This window comes from Streptomyces sp. C10-9-1 (assembly GCF_024497955.1).
GTDB classification, from domain to species: domain Bacteria; phylum Actinomycetota; class Actinomycetes; order Streptomycetales; family Streptomycetaceae; genus Streptomyces; species Streptomyces sanyensis.
The window spans coordinates 98,266-114,337 of sequence record NZ_JANHKP010000017.1 but is presented as its reverse complement, the minus strand read 5'-3'; the positions used below and the strand labels follow the sequence as shown (position 1 = coordinate 114,337).

General features: G+C 73.5%; 10 protein-coding genes. 4 read left to right on the top strand and 6 right to left on the bottom strand.

From position 1 onward, the window contains the following. Positions 1–127 precede the first annotated feature (127 nt). A complete protein-coding gene (gene hrpB / locus NPS70_RS23545) occupies positions 128–2,722 on the top strand; it encodes an ATP-dependent helicase HrpB (RefSeq protein ID WP_256526379.1) in 2,595 nt (864 codons plus the stop codon). Positions 2,723–2,999: 277 nt separating this feature from the next. Here hrpB and NPS70_RS23540 read toward each other — a convergent pair whose 3' ends face one another. After that, positions 3,000–4,826, bottom strand: coding sequence for a lytic murein transglycosylase (locus NPS70_RS23540; RefSeq protein WP_256526378.1), 1,827 nt, complete (start codon positions 4,824–4,826; stop codon positions 3,000–3,002). A gap of 223 nt (positions 4,827–5,049) precedes the next feature. On the opposite strand from NPS70_RS23540, the gene NPS70_RS23535 reads away from it, so the two are divergent. Continuing rightward, positions 5,050–5,985: a DUF4184 family protein gene (locus NPS70_RS23535; RefSeq protein WP_256526377.1), complete on the top strand. Its 936-nt coding sequence runs from the start codon at positions 5,050–5,052 to the stop codon at positions 5,983–5,985. Here NPS70_RS23535 and polA read toward each other — a convergent pair. Then, positions 5,898–8,555, bottom strand: coding sequence for a DNA polymerase I (gene polA / locus NPS70_RS23530; RefSeq protein WP_256526414.1), 2,658 nt, complete (start codon positions 8,553–8,555; stop codon positions 5,898–5,900). The two genes, NPS70_RS23535 and polA, sit on opposite strands and share 88 nt — an antisense overlap. 178 nt (positions 8,556–8,733) lie before the next feature. Between polA and NPS70_RS23525 the strand changes: the two genes are divergently transcribed. Both NPS70_RS23525 and NPS70_RS23520 read left to right on the top strand, forming a co-directional pair. Continuing rightward, the gene (locus tag NPS70_RS23525) at positions 8,734–11,013 is read left to right on the top strand and encodes an FdhF/YdeP family oxidoreductase (protein ID WP_256526376.1); all 2,280 of its coding nucleotides are present in this window, start codon (positions 8,734–8,736) and stop codon (positions 11,011–11,013) included. A 50-nt stretch (positions 11,014–11,063) separates the two neighbouring features. Then, positions 11,064–11,525 (top strand): PaaI family thioesterase, encoded by a 462-nt coding sequence (locus NPS70_RS23520; protein ID WP_256526375.1) that lies wholly within the window; start codon positions 11,064–11,066, stop codon positions 11,523–11,525. 126 nt (positions 11,526–11,651) lie between these two features. Here the strand turns inward: NPS70_RS23520 and NPS70_RS23515 are convergent, their stop codons facing one another. From NPS70_RS23515 to NPS70_RS23500, 4 genes are all read right to left on the bottom strand, one after another. Next, the gene (locus NPS70_RS23515) at positions 11,652–12,341 is read right to left on the bottom strand and encodes an ABC transporter ATP-binding protein (RefSeq protein ID WP_256526413.1); all 690 of its coding nucleotides are present in this window, start codon (positions 12,339–12,341) and stop codon (positions 11,652–11,654) included. 74 nt (positions 12,342–12,415) lie between these two features. Continuing rightward, a complete protein-coding gene (locus NPS70_RS23510; protein ID WP_256526374.1) occupies positions 12,416–13,621 on the bottom strand; it encodes an ABC transporter ATP-binding protein in 1,206 nt (401 codons plus the stop codon). Then, positions 13,621–15,003 (bottom strand): branched-chain amino acid ABC transporter permease, encoded by a 1,383-nt coding sequence (locus NPS70_RS23505; RefSeq protein WP_256526373.1) that lies wholly within the window; start codon positions 15,001–15,003, stop codon positions 13,621–13,623. Before NPS70_RS23505 ends, NPS70_RS23510 begins: the two co-directional genes overlap by 1 nt. Continuing rightward, positions 15,000–15,923: a branched-chain amino acid ABC transporter permease gene (locus tag NPS70_RS23500; RefSeq protein WP_256526372.1), complete on the bottom strand. Its 924-nt coding sequence runs from the start codon at positions 15,921–15,923 to the stop codon at positions 15,000–15,002. Before NPS70_RS23500 ends, NPS70_RS23505 begins: the two co-directional genes overlap by 4 nt. Positions 15,924–16,072: the final 149 nt, after the last annotated feature.

The following is a 16,072-nucleotide window of genomic DNA, read 5'->3' as shown; positions in this document are numbered from 1 at the left end:
GGCGGACGGTGCGGGCCGGCGGCCTCGGGCCACTCGCCCGGAGAGCCGATGATCATACGATCCGATGGCACACGGAGCCTGTGGACAAGTGCGCCCGCGCCGCTGCCGGCCGTACCAGACTGAGGGCGTGATCCGAACCGACGTACTCGACCGCCTGCCCGTCCGCCGTGCCGTGCCCGAGTTGCTCGCCGCGCTCGACGCACAGGGTGTCGCGGTGCTCCACGCCCCGCCCGGCACCGGCAAGACCACGCTGGTGCCGCTCGCGCTCGCGGGCCTCATAGGGGCGGGCCCGGCGGCGGGCGGGCCGTCGGGAGCCGCGGCTCGCTCCGTGATCGTGGCCGAACCGCGCAGGATGGCGGTGCGGGCCGCAGCCCGCCGGATGGCCTGGCTCCTCGGGCAGGAGGTGGGCGGCGACGTCGGCTTCTCGGTGCGCGGTGAGCGGCGCGTCGGCACGGGCACCCGCGTCGAGGTGGTCACCACGGGGGTGCTGCTCCAGCGGCTCCAGCGAGACCCCGAGCTGCCGGGGGTCGGCACCGTGCTCCTGGACGAGTGCCACGAGCGCCACCTGGACGCCGACACCGCCCTGGCCTTCCTCGTCGACGTCCGCGCCACCCTGCGGCCGGACCTGGGGCTGGTGGCCGCCTCGGCGACGAGCGACACGGGCACCTGGTCCCGCCTGCTGTCCCCGGAGGCGGGCCCACCGGCACCGGTGGTCCGCAGCGGGGGCGAGAGCCACGGCGTGGAGTTCCGGTCCGCTCCCCCTCCCCCGGGCATCCGTCCCGCCCACGGCACCCGGGTGGATCCGCAGTTGCTGAGGCACGTCGCGGCCACGGTGCGTCGCGCCCTCCACGAGCACACCGGGGACGTGCTCTGCTTCCTCCCCGGGACGGGCGAGATCGCCCGCACGGCGGGCCTGCTGGAAGGGACGGGCGCCGAGGTGCTCCAGTTGCACGGCCGGGCCCCGGCCGGCGTCCAGGAGGCGGTGCTGCGCGGCGGCGAGCGGCGGCGGGTGGTCCTGGCGACCTCGGTGGCCGAATCGAGCCTCACCGTGCCCGGGGTCCGCGTCGTCGTGGACTCGGGTCTGGCCCGCGAGCCACGCGTGGACCATGCCCGGGGTCTCGGCTCGCTGGCCACGGTTCCCGTCTCGGCGGCGGCCGCCGAGCAGCGGGCCGGGCGCGCAGGACGTGAGGCGCCGGGAGTCGTCTACCGCTGCTGGTCGGCTGCCGACGACGCCCGCAGGCCCCGCTTCCCCTCCCCGGAGATCGCGGTGGCGGACCTGGCGGCCTTCGCCCTGCGGGTGGCGTGCTGGGGCGACCCGGAGGCGGCGGGTCTGGCGCTGCCGGACGCACCGCCCGCCGGGGCCATGGCGGCCGCCCGCTCCGTCCTCACGGCCGTGGGGGCGGTCGACGCGGAAGGCAGGGCGACGCGGAGGGGCGCGGCGATGTCCCGCCTGGGCGTCCATCCGCGGCTGGCGAGGGCCCTTCTGGACGGTTCCGAGCAGCTGGGCGCGCGCCGCACCGCCGAGGCCGTGGCCCTGCTCAGCGAGGAGCCGCCCCGGGAGTACGGCGACGACCTGGCCGGCGCGTGGCGCGCGGCGGGGCGAGGCGGGGACGCCTACGCGGCACGCTGGCGGGCGGAGGCCCGCCGCCTGGAGGGAGCGCTGGCCGCCCTGCCCCCGGATGCCCGCTCCGGACGGTCCGGGACGCCGGAGTCAGCAGGAGAGGGGCGGGGGGCCGGGAACAGGGAGGCGGCCGTCGGCCTGGTCGCCGCCCTCGCCTTCCCTGAGCGGGTCGCCTCCTCACGCGGCGCAGGCACCTTCCTGATGGCGTCGGGAACCCGTGCGGAGCTCGGGGCCGCATCCCCCCTGCGCGGTGAGCCGTGGCTCGCGGTGGCGGTGGCGGACCGTCCGGTGTCGGCCGCGTCGGCTCGGGTGCGGCTGGCGGCGGCGGTCACCGAGGGGGCTGCCCGCGCGGCGGCGGCGCACCTGCTGACGGAGGTCGAGGAGGTGGGCTGGGAGGGCGGCGACGTCGTGGCGCGGCGCGTGGAACGGCTGGGGGCGGTGGAGTTGGCCACCGCTCCCCTCCCCACACCGGACGCCGGGCTGGTTCGGCGGGCCCTGCTGGACGGCTTGCGGCGGGAGGGCTGCGGGCTGCTGCGCTGGACCGGGGAGGCGGAGGGACTGCGCCAGCGCCTGGCGTTCCTCCACCGGGTGCTGGGGCCGCCCTGGCCGGAGGTGTCGGACGAGGCCTTGCTCTCCCGGTGCGAGGAGTGGCTGGAGCCCGAGCTGTCACGGGCCCGGCGGAGGGCGGACCTCGGGCGCATCGCCGCCGGGGAGGCGCTGCGGCGGCTGCTGCCGTGGGCCTCGGGCGAGGCGTCCCGGCTGGACGCGTTGGCACCGGAGCGTCTGGAGGTGCCGAGCGGATCGCGCGTCCGCGTGGACTACGCCGGGGACCAGCCCGTCCTGGCGGTGAAGCTCCAGGAGCTGTTCGGCCTCCGCGAGACGCCGCGGATCGCGGGAGTTCCGGTCGTGGTGCACCTGCTGTCGCCCGCCGGGCGCCCGGCGGCGGTGACATCCGACCTCGCCTCGTTCTGGCAGGAGGGCTACCGGGCGGTGCGGGCCGAGCTGCGCGGCCGCTACCCCAGGCACCCGTGGCCCGAGGACCCCTCCACGGCCGAGGCAACACGCTTCACCAAGGCCCGCCAGGAGCGGCGCGCCCCGTAGCTGCGGCTCCCGGTGGACGGGGCCGGGCCCGGGGCACCGGGGAGCGGACCGCGCGGGAACGCCCCGCTGCGGCGCCGGATTCGCCCACCGGACCGGCCTCCACCGGGGGTGCCGCTGCCGCCTCATGGCAGGGGCAGGGCACCTCCCGCGGCTGCCGTCCCCGGCTCGGGGAGGTGCCCCCGGGAGACGCGCCACGCGCCGCACCGCCTGCGCGGGCGCGCCCGGAGGGTGCGCCCGCGGCAGCAGCGAGGCGGGGGCCCCGTCGGTCCTGCGGCTGTCAGGCCCCGGCGGACGGGGACGGAGAGGCCTCCCGGGCGGTCGGCTCGGGGTCCGCGGGTGCGGGGGCCTCGACGGTCAGCACGACGTCGAGCAGTCCGCCACCCGGCGTGGTCAGGCGCAGGCCGAAGGTGCCCTCCGCCTCGCCCGCGTGGATACCCGAGAGGACCAGGCGTCCCTGCTCGTCCGTCAGCAGGGTGACGGTGCGGACGGGAGTGCCGCCGTCGACGCGCTCGAAGTAGGGACCTGCCGCGTCGGTCCCCTCGCCCAGGTCCTCGCCCTCGGCGGGCTCGGGCCGGGTGATCGTCGCGGTGACGGTGACGCGCGGGGCGGGGGCGCCCTCGTGGACGGCCCGGACGGTGAGAGGCCCGAACGCCTCGCCGGGCGCCGCGACGAGCCGCACCTGCTCGGCGCCGAGTGTGTCGGCGAGGCGCTCGGTGACGGTCGCCTCGAAGTCGACGGGAGCGATCCGCGGGTTCTCGACCGCGGCGCGGACGGTGAAGGTGCCGGTCCTCTCACCCGCGCGGAGGGCGGGTGCGGCGACCCTGCCGTCGGCATCGGTCGTGGCCACAGCCTCGGTGGCTCCGTCGGGGAAGCGGGCGTCGGTCTCACCGACGACGGTGAAGCGGACGGGGTGGTCCGCGACAGGGGCGCCCGAGGAGTCCAGGACGCGGACGGTGGCGCTCGTGGCGAAGACCCGGCCGGCCGTCGCCGTGAGCGGGCCGCTCCCCGCGTCCTCGACCGTCGACACCGTGACGGGCGTGGGCTTGGGAGTCGGCGTCGGAGTGGGGGTCGGCGTCGGGGTCGGCGTCGGAGTGGGGGTCGGCGTCGGAGTGGGCGTCGGGGTGGGGGTCGGAGTCGGGGTGGGGGTCGGCTTGGGCTTGGGCGTGCCTCCCTTGCCGGGCTCCGACGGCGCGGGGCTCGGCTCCTTCCCCGGCCGGGACGGCGCCGGCGAGGGCTTGCGCACGGGCGGGGCGGGCTGCACCGGGGCGGGCTGCGGTGAGCTGTCCGGGCTCGGCCTGGACGGCAGGACACCCGAGCCGTCCGGAACCTCGTGCGTGCCCCGCTGGTAGAACTCGAACCAGGAGAGCACGGTGCGCAGGTACTCCCGCGAGTGGTTGTACGACAGGACCGCCCGGTCCAGGTCGTCCTGGACGGTCAGGTCGCGGTCCCCGTGGCAGAGGTACCGTCCGGCGGCGAGCGCCGCGTCGTAGATGTTGTCGGGGTCCTTGCGGCCGTCGCCGTTGGCGTCCTGCCCCCAGGTCTTCCACGTCGACGGGATGAACTGCATCGGCCCCACGGCGCGGTCGTGCACGGTGTCGCCGTCGTAGGCCCCGTCGTCGGTGTCGGAGATGTTGGCGAAGCCGACGCCGTTGAGGACGGGGCCGAGGATGCGTCCGACGGTGGTGCCCTCGGAGTCGACGCGGCCGCCGCGGGCCTGGCCGGACTCGACCTTGCCGATCGCGGCGAGCAGTTGCCACGGGAGGCGGCAGGCGGGGTCGGTGTCGGCGACCGTGCTCTCGGCGCGCCGGTAGGCGTCGAGGACCGTCGCCGGGATGCCCGCCTCGCCCGTGCCCGCCAGGACCGTCCCCACGGGCGGGTTCGTGCTGTTCGGCGAGTTCAGCGGCGGAAGGTCGGTGTAGTAAGGGGAGTTGCCGGTGGCGGGCGTGTCCGGGGTGGGCGTGGCGTCCGTGGTGCCCTGGCTGTCGCCCGAGGTCGCCGGCGCTATACCCGGCGGCTGAGAGGCCGACAGTGCGGCCACCGCGGCCGCTGCGACGGCTGTGGTCGTGGCCCCCTTGCGCAGACGGCGGCCGAATTGCGCTGCCATGGTCAGAACCCTCCCCTGAGGCGGCGTCCCGCGCTCCCCTGCACGAGTCCGACGCGACACTAGTCCACCGCGGGGTCCTCGGCACTGCCTCCTGACCGGTATTCACCGGTTCGGCACCAACACCGCGTCCGGTGTCCCGGCCGTGGCGGAGGAGGAGCCCCGTCGGAGGTAGCGCATACTGGGCAGAGCGGATGGAACCGACCGGCGCAGGGGGAGACGCAGGATGCCGTTCACGTTGAGCCATGCCGCGGCGGTACTGCCCCTGCTGCGGAGCGACGGCTCGGCACGCGGGCCGCTGGTGGCCTCCGGGCTCGTGCTCGGCACGATGGCCCCCGACGCGACGTACTTCGCCGCGAGCTTCGTACCCGGTGCCATGGAGTTCGGCTCGGTCACCCACAGCCCCGCGGGGGTGTTCACGGTCGACGCCGCCGTGGCCGCCCTGCTGTTCGCGGGGTGGCTGCTGGTCCGCGACCCGCTGGTGGCCCTGCTGCCGGGCCACTGGCGCACCCGAACCCACCCCGTGCCGGCCGGTGCCCACGGGCGGGCCGCCCCGCGCCGCCCGCCGCTGGTGCGGGCGGCTGCGTTCTACGCCTCCGCGGTGGTCGGTGCGTCGACGCATGTGGTGTGGGATGCCTTCACCCACCCCGGCCGGTGGGGGGTGCGCCTCCTGCCGGTGCTCGACCAGCACGTGGCCGGCTTCCCCCTCTACACCTTCGTCCAGTACGGCAGTTCGGCGGCGGCCCTGCTGCTGCTCGTCTGGGCCGCGGCCTCCGCGGTGCGGCGCGCGGAGCCCGTGGCACCCAGGTGGCCGCGGGCGCGGCGCGGTGAGCGCCGCCTCGCCGCGGCGGTGGTGGGGCTGTGCGTGGCCGCGGGTGTCCTCCACCGCTGCCTGGTCTGGTACTGGCACGGGGGGCGGGTGGAGACCGTTCTCGACATCGTCCCGACGGCGTGCTTCGGCGGGGGCGCCGGGCTGGCCGCGGGCCTCCTGCTCTACGGGGCCGCCGCCCGGACCGGTGCGGCGGCCCGGTGGCGCCGGGCCGGGGCGTGGGAGCCCCCGCCCGGCGGAGGCCCTCAGTGGGCGGCGGACTCCCAGTCCGGGCCGACGCCGACCGAGACGTCCAGCGGCGCGCGCAGGGTGACCGCCGACGACATCTCCTGACGCACCAGCGCCTCCACCTGCTCGCGTTCGCCCGGGGAGACCTCCAGCACGATCTCGTCGTGGACCTGGAGCAGCAGACGGGTGGCGAGCCCCGCCTCGGTCAGTGCCCGGTCCACGTTGAGCATGGCGACCTTGACGATGTCGGCGGCCGTCCCCTGGATCGGCGCGTTGAGCGCCATCCGCTCGGCCGCCTCGCGGCGCTGCCGGTTGTCGCTGTTGAGGTCCGGCAGATAGCGGCGGCGCCCGAGCATGGTGGCCGTGTAGCCGGTGGCGCGCGCCTCGTCGACGACTCGCCGCAGGTAGTCGCGCACGCCGCCGAACCGCTCGAAGTAGGTGTCCATCAGGACCCTGGCCTCGGCGGGCTCGATGCCGAGCTGCTGCGAGAGGCCGAACGCCGAGAGCCCGTAGGCCAGCCCGTAGGACATGGCCTTGATCTTCCGCCGCATCTCGGCGTCCACGGCGGACCGCTCCACACCGAAGACCTGCGAGGCGACCGTGGTGTGGAGGTCCTCCCCCGAGGTGAACGCCTCGATCAGGCCCTCGTCCTCGGAGAGGTGGGCCATCACCCGCAGTTCGATCTGGCTGTAGTCGGCCGTCATCAGCGACTCGAAGCCCTCGCCGACGACGAAGCCCCGGCGGATCGCGCGGCCCTCGTCGGTGCGGACCGGGACGTTCTGCAGGTTCGGGTCGGTGGAGGACAGCCGGCCCGTGGCGGCGACGGTCTGGCTGAAGGTGGTGTGGATGCGGCCGTCGCCCGCGATGGTCTTGATCAGGCCCTCGACCGTGGACCGCAGCCTGGCCTGCTCCCGGTGCCGGAGCATGATCACCGGGAGCTCGTGGTCGGTCTGGGAGGCGAGCCAGGCGAGGGCGTCGGCGTCGGTGGTGTAGCCGGTCTTGGTCTTCTTCGTCTTCGGCAGGTTGAGCTCCCCGAAGAAGACCTCCTGGAGCTGCTTGGGGGAGCCCAGGTTGAACTCGTGGCCGACCGTGGCGTGGGCCTCCTTGACGGCCTGCTGCACCGCGCCGGCGAACTGCTGCTCCATCGCCTCCAGGTGGGGCCGGTCCGCGGCGATGCCGTGCCGCTCCATCCGTGCCAGCAGCACCGAGGTGGGCAGCTCCACGCCGTGCAGCAGCTCCGCCGCTCCGACCTCGGCGAGCCGCTCGCCGAGCGCCTCGCCCAGGTCGAGGACCGCGCGGGCCTGGGCCATCAGCGCGTCGGCCTCGGCGTGCTCGTCCTCCGTGCCGAAGGCGAGCTGGCCGTCGGCGGCGGCGGGGGCCAGCTCGCGGTGGAGGTACTCCACCGACAGGGCGTCGAGGGCGAAGGACCTGCGGCCGGGCTTGACCAGGTACGCGGCGAGGGCGGTGTCCATGGTGATGCCGTCGACCCGCCAGCCGTGCTCGGGGAGCACCCGCAGGGCCTCCTTGGCGTTGTGCAGGACCTTCGGCCGCGCCGGGTCGGAGATCCACGCGGCGAAGGAACGCTCGTCGGCCTCGTCGAGCCGGGTGGTGTCGAACCACGCGGCCTTCCCGTCCGCGGCGGCGAGCGCGATCTCGCTCACGCTGCCCACGCCCAGCGCCCAGCCCGCGACGATCGCCACCCCCAGCGGGCGGCCGCCGTGCTCGGCCAGCCAGGGTGCCAGCTCGCCGGTGCCCAGGACGGTGCCGTCGATCTCGACACCCTCGGCGGGCGCGGGGGGCTCCTCCTCGGCCGCTCCCGGGTCGACCGCGAGCAGGCGCTCGCGCAGGCTCGGGTTGCGGATCTCCAGGACCTCCAGGAAGCCCTTGAGGGCGGCACGGTCGTAAGGGGCCCGCTCCAGCTCGGCGACGGTCCGGGGCAGCTCGACGTCGCGCACCAGCTCGGTGAGGTGGCGGTTGAGCTTGACGGCCTCCAGGTGGTCGCGCAGGGACTGCCCGACCTTGCCCTTGACCTCGTCGGCCCGCTCGACGAGCTCCGCGAAGGAACCGAACTGCCTGATCCACTTGCTGGCCGTCTTCTCCCCGACCCCGGGGATGCCGGGCAGGTTGTCGGACGGGTCGCCGCGGAGGGCGGCGAAGTCCGGGTACTGCCGCGGGGTCAGGCCGTACTTCTCCTCGACCTTGGCGGGGGTGAACCGGGTCAGCTCGGAGACGCCCTTGGTGGGGTACAGCACCGTCGTGTGCTCGCTGACCAGCTGGAACGAATCCCGGTCGCCGGTGACGATCAGCACCTCGAAGCCGGCCCGCTCGGCCTCGGTGGCCAGGGTGGCGATGATGTCGTCGGCCTCGAAGCCGTCGACCGCGAACCGCACGGCGTTCATGGTGTCGAGCAGCTCGCCGATCAGCTCGACCTGCCCCTTGAACTCGTCGGGCGTCTTGGAGCGGTTGGCCTTGTACTCGGGGAAGTCGGCCGAGCGCCAGGTGGCGCGGGAGACGTCGAAGGCGACGGCGAAGTGCGTGGGCGCCTCGTCGCGCAGGGTGTTCGCCAGCATCGAGGCGAAGCCGTAGACGGCGTTCGTCGTCTGGCCGCTCACGGAGGTGAAGTTCTCCGCGGGCAGGGCGAAGAACGCCCGGTACGCCAGGGAGTGCCCGTCCATGAGGAGCAGGCGGGGTCGGTTGTCTGCCGTCTTCTGCGATGCCGTCTCAGCCACGCCCCCGATCCTGCCATGCACCGCTGACATTCCCGTCCGGTGCCGACCGCGGGCACGCCCGCCCCGCCGTCCCGTGACAGGATCGGAGGCGTACCGCAGGAGACGAGGCCCGAAGGAGAGCGCGATGGCCAGCAAGCCGCCCGCAGACGATCCGGTCCAGGACGCGCCGCAGGTCACCGCCCCCCAGCACGCGGCGGCCGGGCTGCCCGCGATCGCGCACACCCTGCGCGCCGCACAGCGGCAGATGGGCGTCGCGCGCACGGCCCGCACCCTGCTCAGGGTCAACCAGAAGGACGGCTTCGACTGCCCCGGCTGCGCCTGGCCCGAGGAGGACAGTCGGCACACCGCCGAGTTCTGCGAGAACGGGGCGAAGGCGGTTGCCGAGGAGGCGACGCTGCGCCGGGTCACCCCCGGGTTCTTCGCCGCGCATCCGGTGGCCGAGCTGGCCGGGCGCAGCGGCTACTGGCTGGGCCAGCAGGGCCGCATCACCGAGCCGGTGTACCTCGCCGAGGGCGCCACCCACTACGAGCCGGTGGGCTGGGACCGCGCCTTCGCGCTGATCGCCGAGGAGCTGCGCGGGCTGGACTCGCCGGACGAGGCCCTCTTCTACACCTCGGGGCGCACCAGCAACGAGGCCGCCTTCCTGCTCCAGCTGTTCGCCAGGGAGTTCGGCACCAACAACCTCCCCGACTGCTCCAACATGTGCCACGAGTCCTCAGGCTCGGCGCTCACCGAGACCCTGGGGGTGGGCAAGGGCAGTGTGACCCTGGAGGACCTGCACCGGGCGGAACTGATCATCGTCGCCGGGCAGAACCCGGGCACCAACCACCCCCGGATGCTGTCGGCCCTGGAGAAGGCGAAGGCCCGGGGCGCGCGGATCATCTCCGTCAACCCGCTGCCCGAGGCGGGGCTGGAGCGCTTCAAGAACCCGCAGAGCCCGCTCAAAGCGGTCAGGGGGGTGGCGCTCACGGACCTCTTCCTGCAGATCCGCATCGGCGGTGACCAGGCCCTGTTCCGGCTGCTCAACAAGCTGGTGCTGGAAACCCCCGGGGCCGTCGACGAGGAGTTCGTGCGCGAGCACACCCACGGCTTCGAGGCCTTCGCCGAGGCGGCCCGCTCCGCCGACTGGGAGGAGACGCTGGCCGCGACGGGCCTGGCGCGCGACGAGGTGGAGCGGGCACTGGCCATGGTCCTGTCCTCGCGGCGCACCGTCGCGTGCTGGGCCATGGGCCTCACCCAGCACAAGCACTCCGTCGCCACCATCCGCGAGGTGGTCAACCTGCTCCTGCTGCGGGGCGACGTCGGGCGGCCGGGGTCCGGCGTCTGCCCCGTCCGCGGGCACTCCAACGTGCAGGGCGACCGCACCATGGGGATCTTCGAGCGCCCCTCCCCCGCCTTCCTGGACGCGCTGGAGAAGGAGTTCGGCTTCGCCCCGCCGCGGCACCACGGCCTCGACGTGGTCCGTTCGATCGAGGCGCTGCGCGACGGCCGCGCCAAGGTCTTCTTCGCGATGGGCGGCAACTTCGTCGGGGCCTCGCCCGACACCGCGGTCACGGAGGCCGCCGTGCGGCGTGCCCGGCTCACCGTCCAGGTGTCCACCAAGCTCAACCGCTCGCACGCCGTGACCGGACGCCGGGCGCTGATCCTGCCCACGCTCGGGCGCAGCGACCGGGACGTGCAGGCCGGGGGCAGGCAGGTGGTGACCGTGGAGGACTCGATGGGCATGGTGCACGCCTCCCGCGGCAACCTCCCGCCCGCGGGACCGCGGCTGCTGTCCGAGCCCGCGATCGTGGCGCGCCTGGCCCGCGCGGTGCTCGGGCCAGGCTCCGCGACGCCGTGGGAGGAGTTCGAGCGCGACTACGCGGCGATCCGCGACCGGATCGCCCGCGTCGTGCCCGGCTTCGAGGACTTCAACGCGCGGATCGCCCGCCCCGGAGGGTTCACGCTGCCGCACGCCCCCCGCGACGAGCGGCGCTTCCCCACGGCCACCGGGAAGGCCAACTTCACGGCGGCGCCCGTGGAGTACCCGGTGGTGGGCGAGGGGCGCCTGCTGCTGCAGACGCTGCGCTCCCACGACCAGTACAACACCACGGTCTACGGACTGGACGACCGCTACCGGGGGGTGCGCGGCGGGCGCCGGGTCGTCCTGGTGAACCCCGGGGACGCCCTCGCGCTGGGCTTCGCCGACGGCGACTACGCGGACCTGGTGGGCGAGTGGGAGGACGGCGTCGAGCGGCGGGCCCCGGGGTTCCGGGTGGTCCACTACCCGACGGCGCGGGGCTGTGCGGCCGCCTACTACCCCGAGACCAACGTGCTGGTCCCGCTGGGCGCCACGGCGGACACCAGCAACACCCCCGCCAGCAAGTCCGTGGTGGTCCGTCTGGAACAATCACCGACCGTCTAAGCGTTCGCTCAGGCAGCAGGGACCAGCCGTACGACGATCGGAGCACGCCCATGGGCGAGAACACCACCGTGAAGTTCCCGCAGGAGGTCATCGACGAGTACGCGGCGCTCGGTGTCGACCTCCCCTCCCTCTTCTCCGCCGGCCACCTCGGCGAGCGCATGGGGGTGCGGATCGTCGAGGCGGCGGCCGACCGGGTGGTCGGGACCATGCCGGTGGAGGGCAACACCCAGCCCTACGGCCTGCTGCACGGAGGCGCCTCCGCCGTGCTGGCGGAGACGCTCGGCTCGGTGGGCTCCATGCTCCACGGCGGCCCCTCGAAGATCGCCGTCGGTGTGGACCTCAACTGCACGCACCACCGGGGGCTGCGCTCCGGGATGGTCACCGGGGTCGCCACCCCCGTGCACCGCGGGCGCTCGACCGCCACGTACGAGATCGTGATCTCCGACGAGCAGGACCGGCGGGTCTGCACCGCCCGGCTCACCTGCCTGCTGCGCGACGCCCCGCAGTCCTGAGCCCGCGACCGCCCGCCCCGGTGCGGCACCGGGGCGGGCGGTCGCGGCGGAGGGCCGGGAGGCGGTCGCCTCCCGGCCCTCCGCCGGTTCACGGTGCGAGACGGCGGGCCGCCGCAGGTGCCCGCGTCAGGCGGCACCCTCGCCCAGGTAGGCCTCCCGGATCCGCGGGTCGGACAGCAGCTCGGCCGCCGGTCCCGACATGGCCACGGAGCCGGTCTCCAGCACGTAGCCGCGGTTCGCGAGCCCCAGGGCCTGGGTGGCGTTCTGCTCGACGAGCAGCACCGTGGTGCCCTGCTTGTTGATCTCCTCGATGATCTCGAAGATCTGCTGGACGATCAGCGGGGCGAGTCCCATCGAGGGCTCGTCGAGCAGCAGCAGCTCCGGCTCGCCCATCAGGGCGCGGCCGATCGCCAGCATCTGCTGCTCGCCGCCGGAGAGCGTGCCCGCCAGCTGGGAGCGGCGCTCCGCGAGGCGCGGGAAGAGGGTGAACACGCGGTCCATGTCGGCGGGGTCCACCGAGCTGAACCGGTAGGCGCCCATCTCCAGGTTGTCGCGGACGGTCATCGCCGCGAAGACCCGCCGGCCCTCGGGGACGTGCCCGATGCCGAACTGGACCAGTTCGTGGGACTTGATCCCGTCGATGCGCTCCCCGCGGTACCGCACCTCGCCCTGGCGGGGCTGGAGCATGCCCGAGATGGTGCGCAGCGTGGTGGTCTTGCCCGCGCCGTTGCCTCCGAGCAGGGCCACGATCTCGCCCTTGCGCACCGTCAGGTCGATGCCCTTGAGCGCCTCGATGGCCCCGTAGAAGACGTGCATGGAACAGAGTTCGAGGAGCGTCTCCTCGGCGGAGTCCGGCGTACCGGTGTCCTTCCGCAGCTCGGTCGTCGTGCTCACTTGCCGCTCTCCTCGTTCGACGCGGTCTCGCCGCCACCGGCTTCGTCCGACGGCCCGGCGGCCTCCGGGGCGTCCCCCGTGGTCCCGGAGTCCCCGGAACCCTCGGAGTCAGCCGTGTCCCCGGCATCCCCGGAGTCACCCGAGTCCCCAGAACCCGCCGCGTCCCCGGAACCCCCGGAGTCACCCGAGTCCCCAGAACCCGCCGCGTCCCCGGAGTCCCCGGAACCCTCGGAGTCAGCCGTGTCCGCGGCATCCCCGGATTCACCCGAGTCCCCGGTGCCCTGCGCCGAGGGCTCCTCCGGGACGGACTCGCCCTCGGCGGGCGAGCGCTGCTCGGCGATCACCGCCTGGGCGACCTGCTCCGTGTCGGCCGACGCCCCCAGATACGCCTCGATCACCGCGGGGTGCTGCTGCACCTCGCCGGGCTCCCCCTCGGCGATCCGCTTGCCGAAGTTGAGGACCATCACCCGGTCCGCCACCGACATCACCAGGCGCATGTCGTGCTCGATGAGCAGCACGCTGACGCCCAGCTCGGTGTTGATCCGGCGGATCAGCCGCTCGAGCTCCAGCTTCTCCGTGGGGTTGGTGCCGGCCGCCGGCTCGTCCAGGAGCAGGATCTGCGGCTCGGTGGCCAGGGCACGGGCGATCTCCAGACTGCGCTGGTCGCCGTAGGACAGGCTGCCGGCGATCTCGTTGAGCTTCTCCTCCAGCCCGACGAAGGCCAGGAGCTTGTGCGCCCGCTCGTCGCTGAGCCGCTCCGCCTTGCGGGCCTTCGGCAGGCCCAGCATGATCGACACGGGACCGGCCTTGAGCCGGGTCTCCGCCGCGATCTTGACGTTCTCCAGCGCGGTGAGCGCCGAGAACAGGCGGATGTTCTGGAAGGTGCGGGCCAGACCGATCCGGTTGACGATGTGCGGCTTGCTGCCCAGCAGCGGCTTCTCGCCACCGTCCGCCGAGCGGAAGACGATCTTCCCCTCCTGCGGGGTGTACGCCCCGGTGAGGGAGTTGAACAGCGAGGTCTTGCCCGCGCCGTTCGGCCCGATCACCGCCAGGACCTCGCCCCGGCGCATGTTCACGTCGACCTTGTCCAGCACGGTCAGACCGCCGAACCGCAGGGTCAGCTCCGACGCCTTCAGCACCAGGTCCGGTTCCGCCCCGGAGGGCGATGCGGCCGCCGTGTCGTTCTTCACCTCGGTGCCCATCAGTTCTTGCCTCCCGCCGGCTCGGACGTCGCGTCCGCGTCGCCGCTGCCTTCCTCGGCCAACTTCAGCTCGCGCTGTCTCCGGCGGGACGGCCAGACTCCCTGCGGCCGGTAGATCATCATGACCACGAGCAGTGCGCCCAGGTACATGTAGCGGTCGGACGGGTCCACCCAGTCCTTCAGCGCCTCGGGCAGCCACACCAGGATCGCCGTGCCGATCAGCACACCCGGGATCGAGCCCATGCCGCCGAAGATGACGTAGGCGAGGATCAGGATGGACTGCAGGAGCGGGAAGACCTCGGGGTTGATGTACCCGTACTTGCTGGTGAAGATCACGCCCGCCACGCCGGAGGTCGAGGCGCCGATCGCGAAGGCCATCAGCTTGAACTGCACGGTGTTGACACCGTTGGCCGCCGCCGCGATCTCGTCCTCGCGGATCGCCGTCCACGCGCGGCCCACCCGGGAGTGCTCCAGCCGCGAGAAGAGGATGATCACCAGGACGATGAAGAAGACGAGCAGGTACCAGTACGGCAGCGGCTTGATGGACCACGTGTACTCGATGCCCGCGAAGTCGATGGAGAAGTCCGGGATGAGGCGGGCGCCCTGCGGGCCGCCCGTGATGCCGTCCGCGTTCTTCGCCACCAGGTAGATGATCTCGTGGAAGCCGAGGGTCACGATGGCCAGGTAGTCGCCGCGCAGCCGCAGGGTCGGGGCGCCCAGCAGCACGCCGCAGACCAGGCAGGTGAGCACGGCGACCGGGATGACCCAGAAGTTGTTCAGGACGACCGGGGGCTCGACCGGGAGCCGGCCCGTCCAGAAGGCGGTCGAGTAGGCGCCGACGGCGAAGAAGGCGAAGAAGCCGAGGTCGAGCAGGCCCGCCCAGCCGATCACCACGTTGAGGCCGATGGCCAGGAGCGCGAAGATCGCGATCTGGTCGACCAGCACGGTCTGCCAGCTCCGCTCCAGGCCCGAGGGGACCACGAGCACCAGGACCAGCAGCACCGCGTAGGCGCCCAGTCGCAGCCGCTTGTCGGCCTGGAAGCGCGCCCGGAGGGAGCCGACCGGACCGCCGGCCGCCGCCGCGGCCGAACCGCGCGCCGCGGACACCGCGCCCTTGATGGGCGTGGCGGCGAACTCGCGCAGTGCCCAGACGCCCACCGTGGCGCCGAGGCAGACCCACAGGTTGACGCCCGTGAGGGTGTGGGTGATGGAGTAGAAGATGTCCCGTGTGTTGCCCTGCTCGCCCGTGACCAGGGCCAGCAGGAGCCCGAGCGCGATCATCGCCCACAGGCGGGTGTAGCGCTCGGTCCGGTACCACGCCGTGCGGCGCAGCTTCGCCGCAGCGGACGGCGTCAGGTTCTGCGAGGTGTCCACCGTGCTCATGCCGCCCTCCCCACTCGCTCGCCGAGGATGCCCATCGGGCGGAACATCAGCACCAGGATCAGGACCACCATGGCGGAGACGCTGCGCCACTCGTCACCGAGCAGCGGCACCGTCATCGTCTCCACGATGCCGATCAGGACGCCGCCGAACATCGCACCGCGGATGTTGCCGATGCCGCCGACGACGGCGGCGGCGAAGGCGGTGATGCCCGGAATGAAGCCCATCGTGTAGGAGACCTGGTTGAGGTTGGCGAACAGGAAGCCCGCCACACCGCCCAGGACACCGCCGATGATGAAGGTGCGCGACACGACCTTGTCGATGTTCACGCCCATCAGGCCCGCGACCTCGGCGTCCTGCGCCACCGCGCGGATGCCCATGCCGAGCTTGGTGCGGTTCACCACGAGGTCGAGGAGGACCATCATGACCACCGCGGTCGCGAACTGGAGCAGCTGGGTGATGTTCACCCCTGCGCCGAAGAGCGAGAAGATCTCGCGGTTCTCGTACATCTCCGGCAGCGGCAGCGGGTCGCGCCCGAAGAGCTTGCCGGCCAGGTTGTAGAGGAAGAACGAGGCGCCGATCGCGGTGATCAGGAAGATCAGGCGCGGAGCACCGCGCCTGCGCAGCGGCCGGTAGGCCACCTTCTCCAGGCCGTACGCCGTGACACCACCGAAGAGCGCCGAGCCCGCCATCGCGAGCGCGACGAAGCCGATGGACGCCATGACGGACGGGTTGTCCCCCGGACTGACGAGCTGAAGGACGATGAGGCTGCCGTAGGCACCGAGCATGAACACCTCGCTGTGCGCGAAGTTGATCAGCTGGAGCACGCCGTAGACGAGGGTGTAGCCGATGGCGATGACGGCGTACAGCGAGCCGAGCATCACCCCTAGGACGAGGTAGTCCCAGAATTCCTGAAGGGACATGGAGCAGACTTCCTTGTGGGAGCCGAGCGGACCCGCGCGCTCGTGGCGACGGGGTCGGCCCGCGGGCGGAACGATCGATGCGAAGAGGGCGGGGAGAGGGGCCCTGCTTCATGGACGGGGGCCGGGAGAACTGCCGTCTCCCGGCCCCC

Excerpts from the sequence above, each read along its gene's own strand:
- NPS70_RS23515 (WP_256526413.1), bottom strand. The coding sequence starts at position 12,341 with ATGCACGTCTTCTACGGGGCCATCGAGGCGCTCAAGGGCATCGACCTG.
- NPS70_RS23535 (WP_256526377.1), top strand. The coding sequence starts at position 5,050 with ATGCCGTTCACGTTGAGCCATGCCGCGGCGGTACTGCCCCTGCTGCGG.
- polA (WP_256526414.1), bottom strand. The coding sequence starts at position 8,555 with ATGGACGGGCACTCCCTGGCGTACCGGGCGTTCTTCGCCCTGCCCGCG.
- NPS70_RS23505 (WP_256526373.1), bottom strand. The coding sequence starts at position 15,003 with ATGAGCACGGTGGACACCTCGCAGAACCTGACGCCGTCCGCTGCGGCG.
- NPS70_RS23520 (WP_256526375.1), top strand. The coding sequence starts at position 11,064 with ATGGGCGAGAACACCACCGTGAAGTTCCCGCAGGAGGTCATCGACGAG.
- NPS70_RS23500 (WP_256526372.1), bottom strand. The coding sequence starts at position 15,923 with ATGTCCCTTCAGGAATTCTGGGACTACCTCGTCCTAGGGGTGATGCTC.
- NPS70_RS23525 (WP_256526376.1), top strand. The coding sequence starts at position 8,734 with ATGGCCAGCAAGCCGCCCGCAGACGATCCGGTCCAGGACGCGCCGCAG.
- NPS70_RS23510 (WP_256526374.1), bottom strand. The coding sequence starts at position 13,621 with ATGGGCACCGAGGTGAAGAACGACACGGCGGCCGCATCGCCCTCCGGG.
- NPS70_RS23540 (WP_256526378.1), bottom strand. The coding sequence starts at position 4,826 with ATGGCAGCGCAATTCGGCCGCCGTCTGCGCAAGGGGGCCACGACCACA.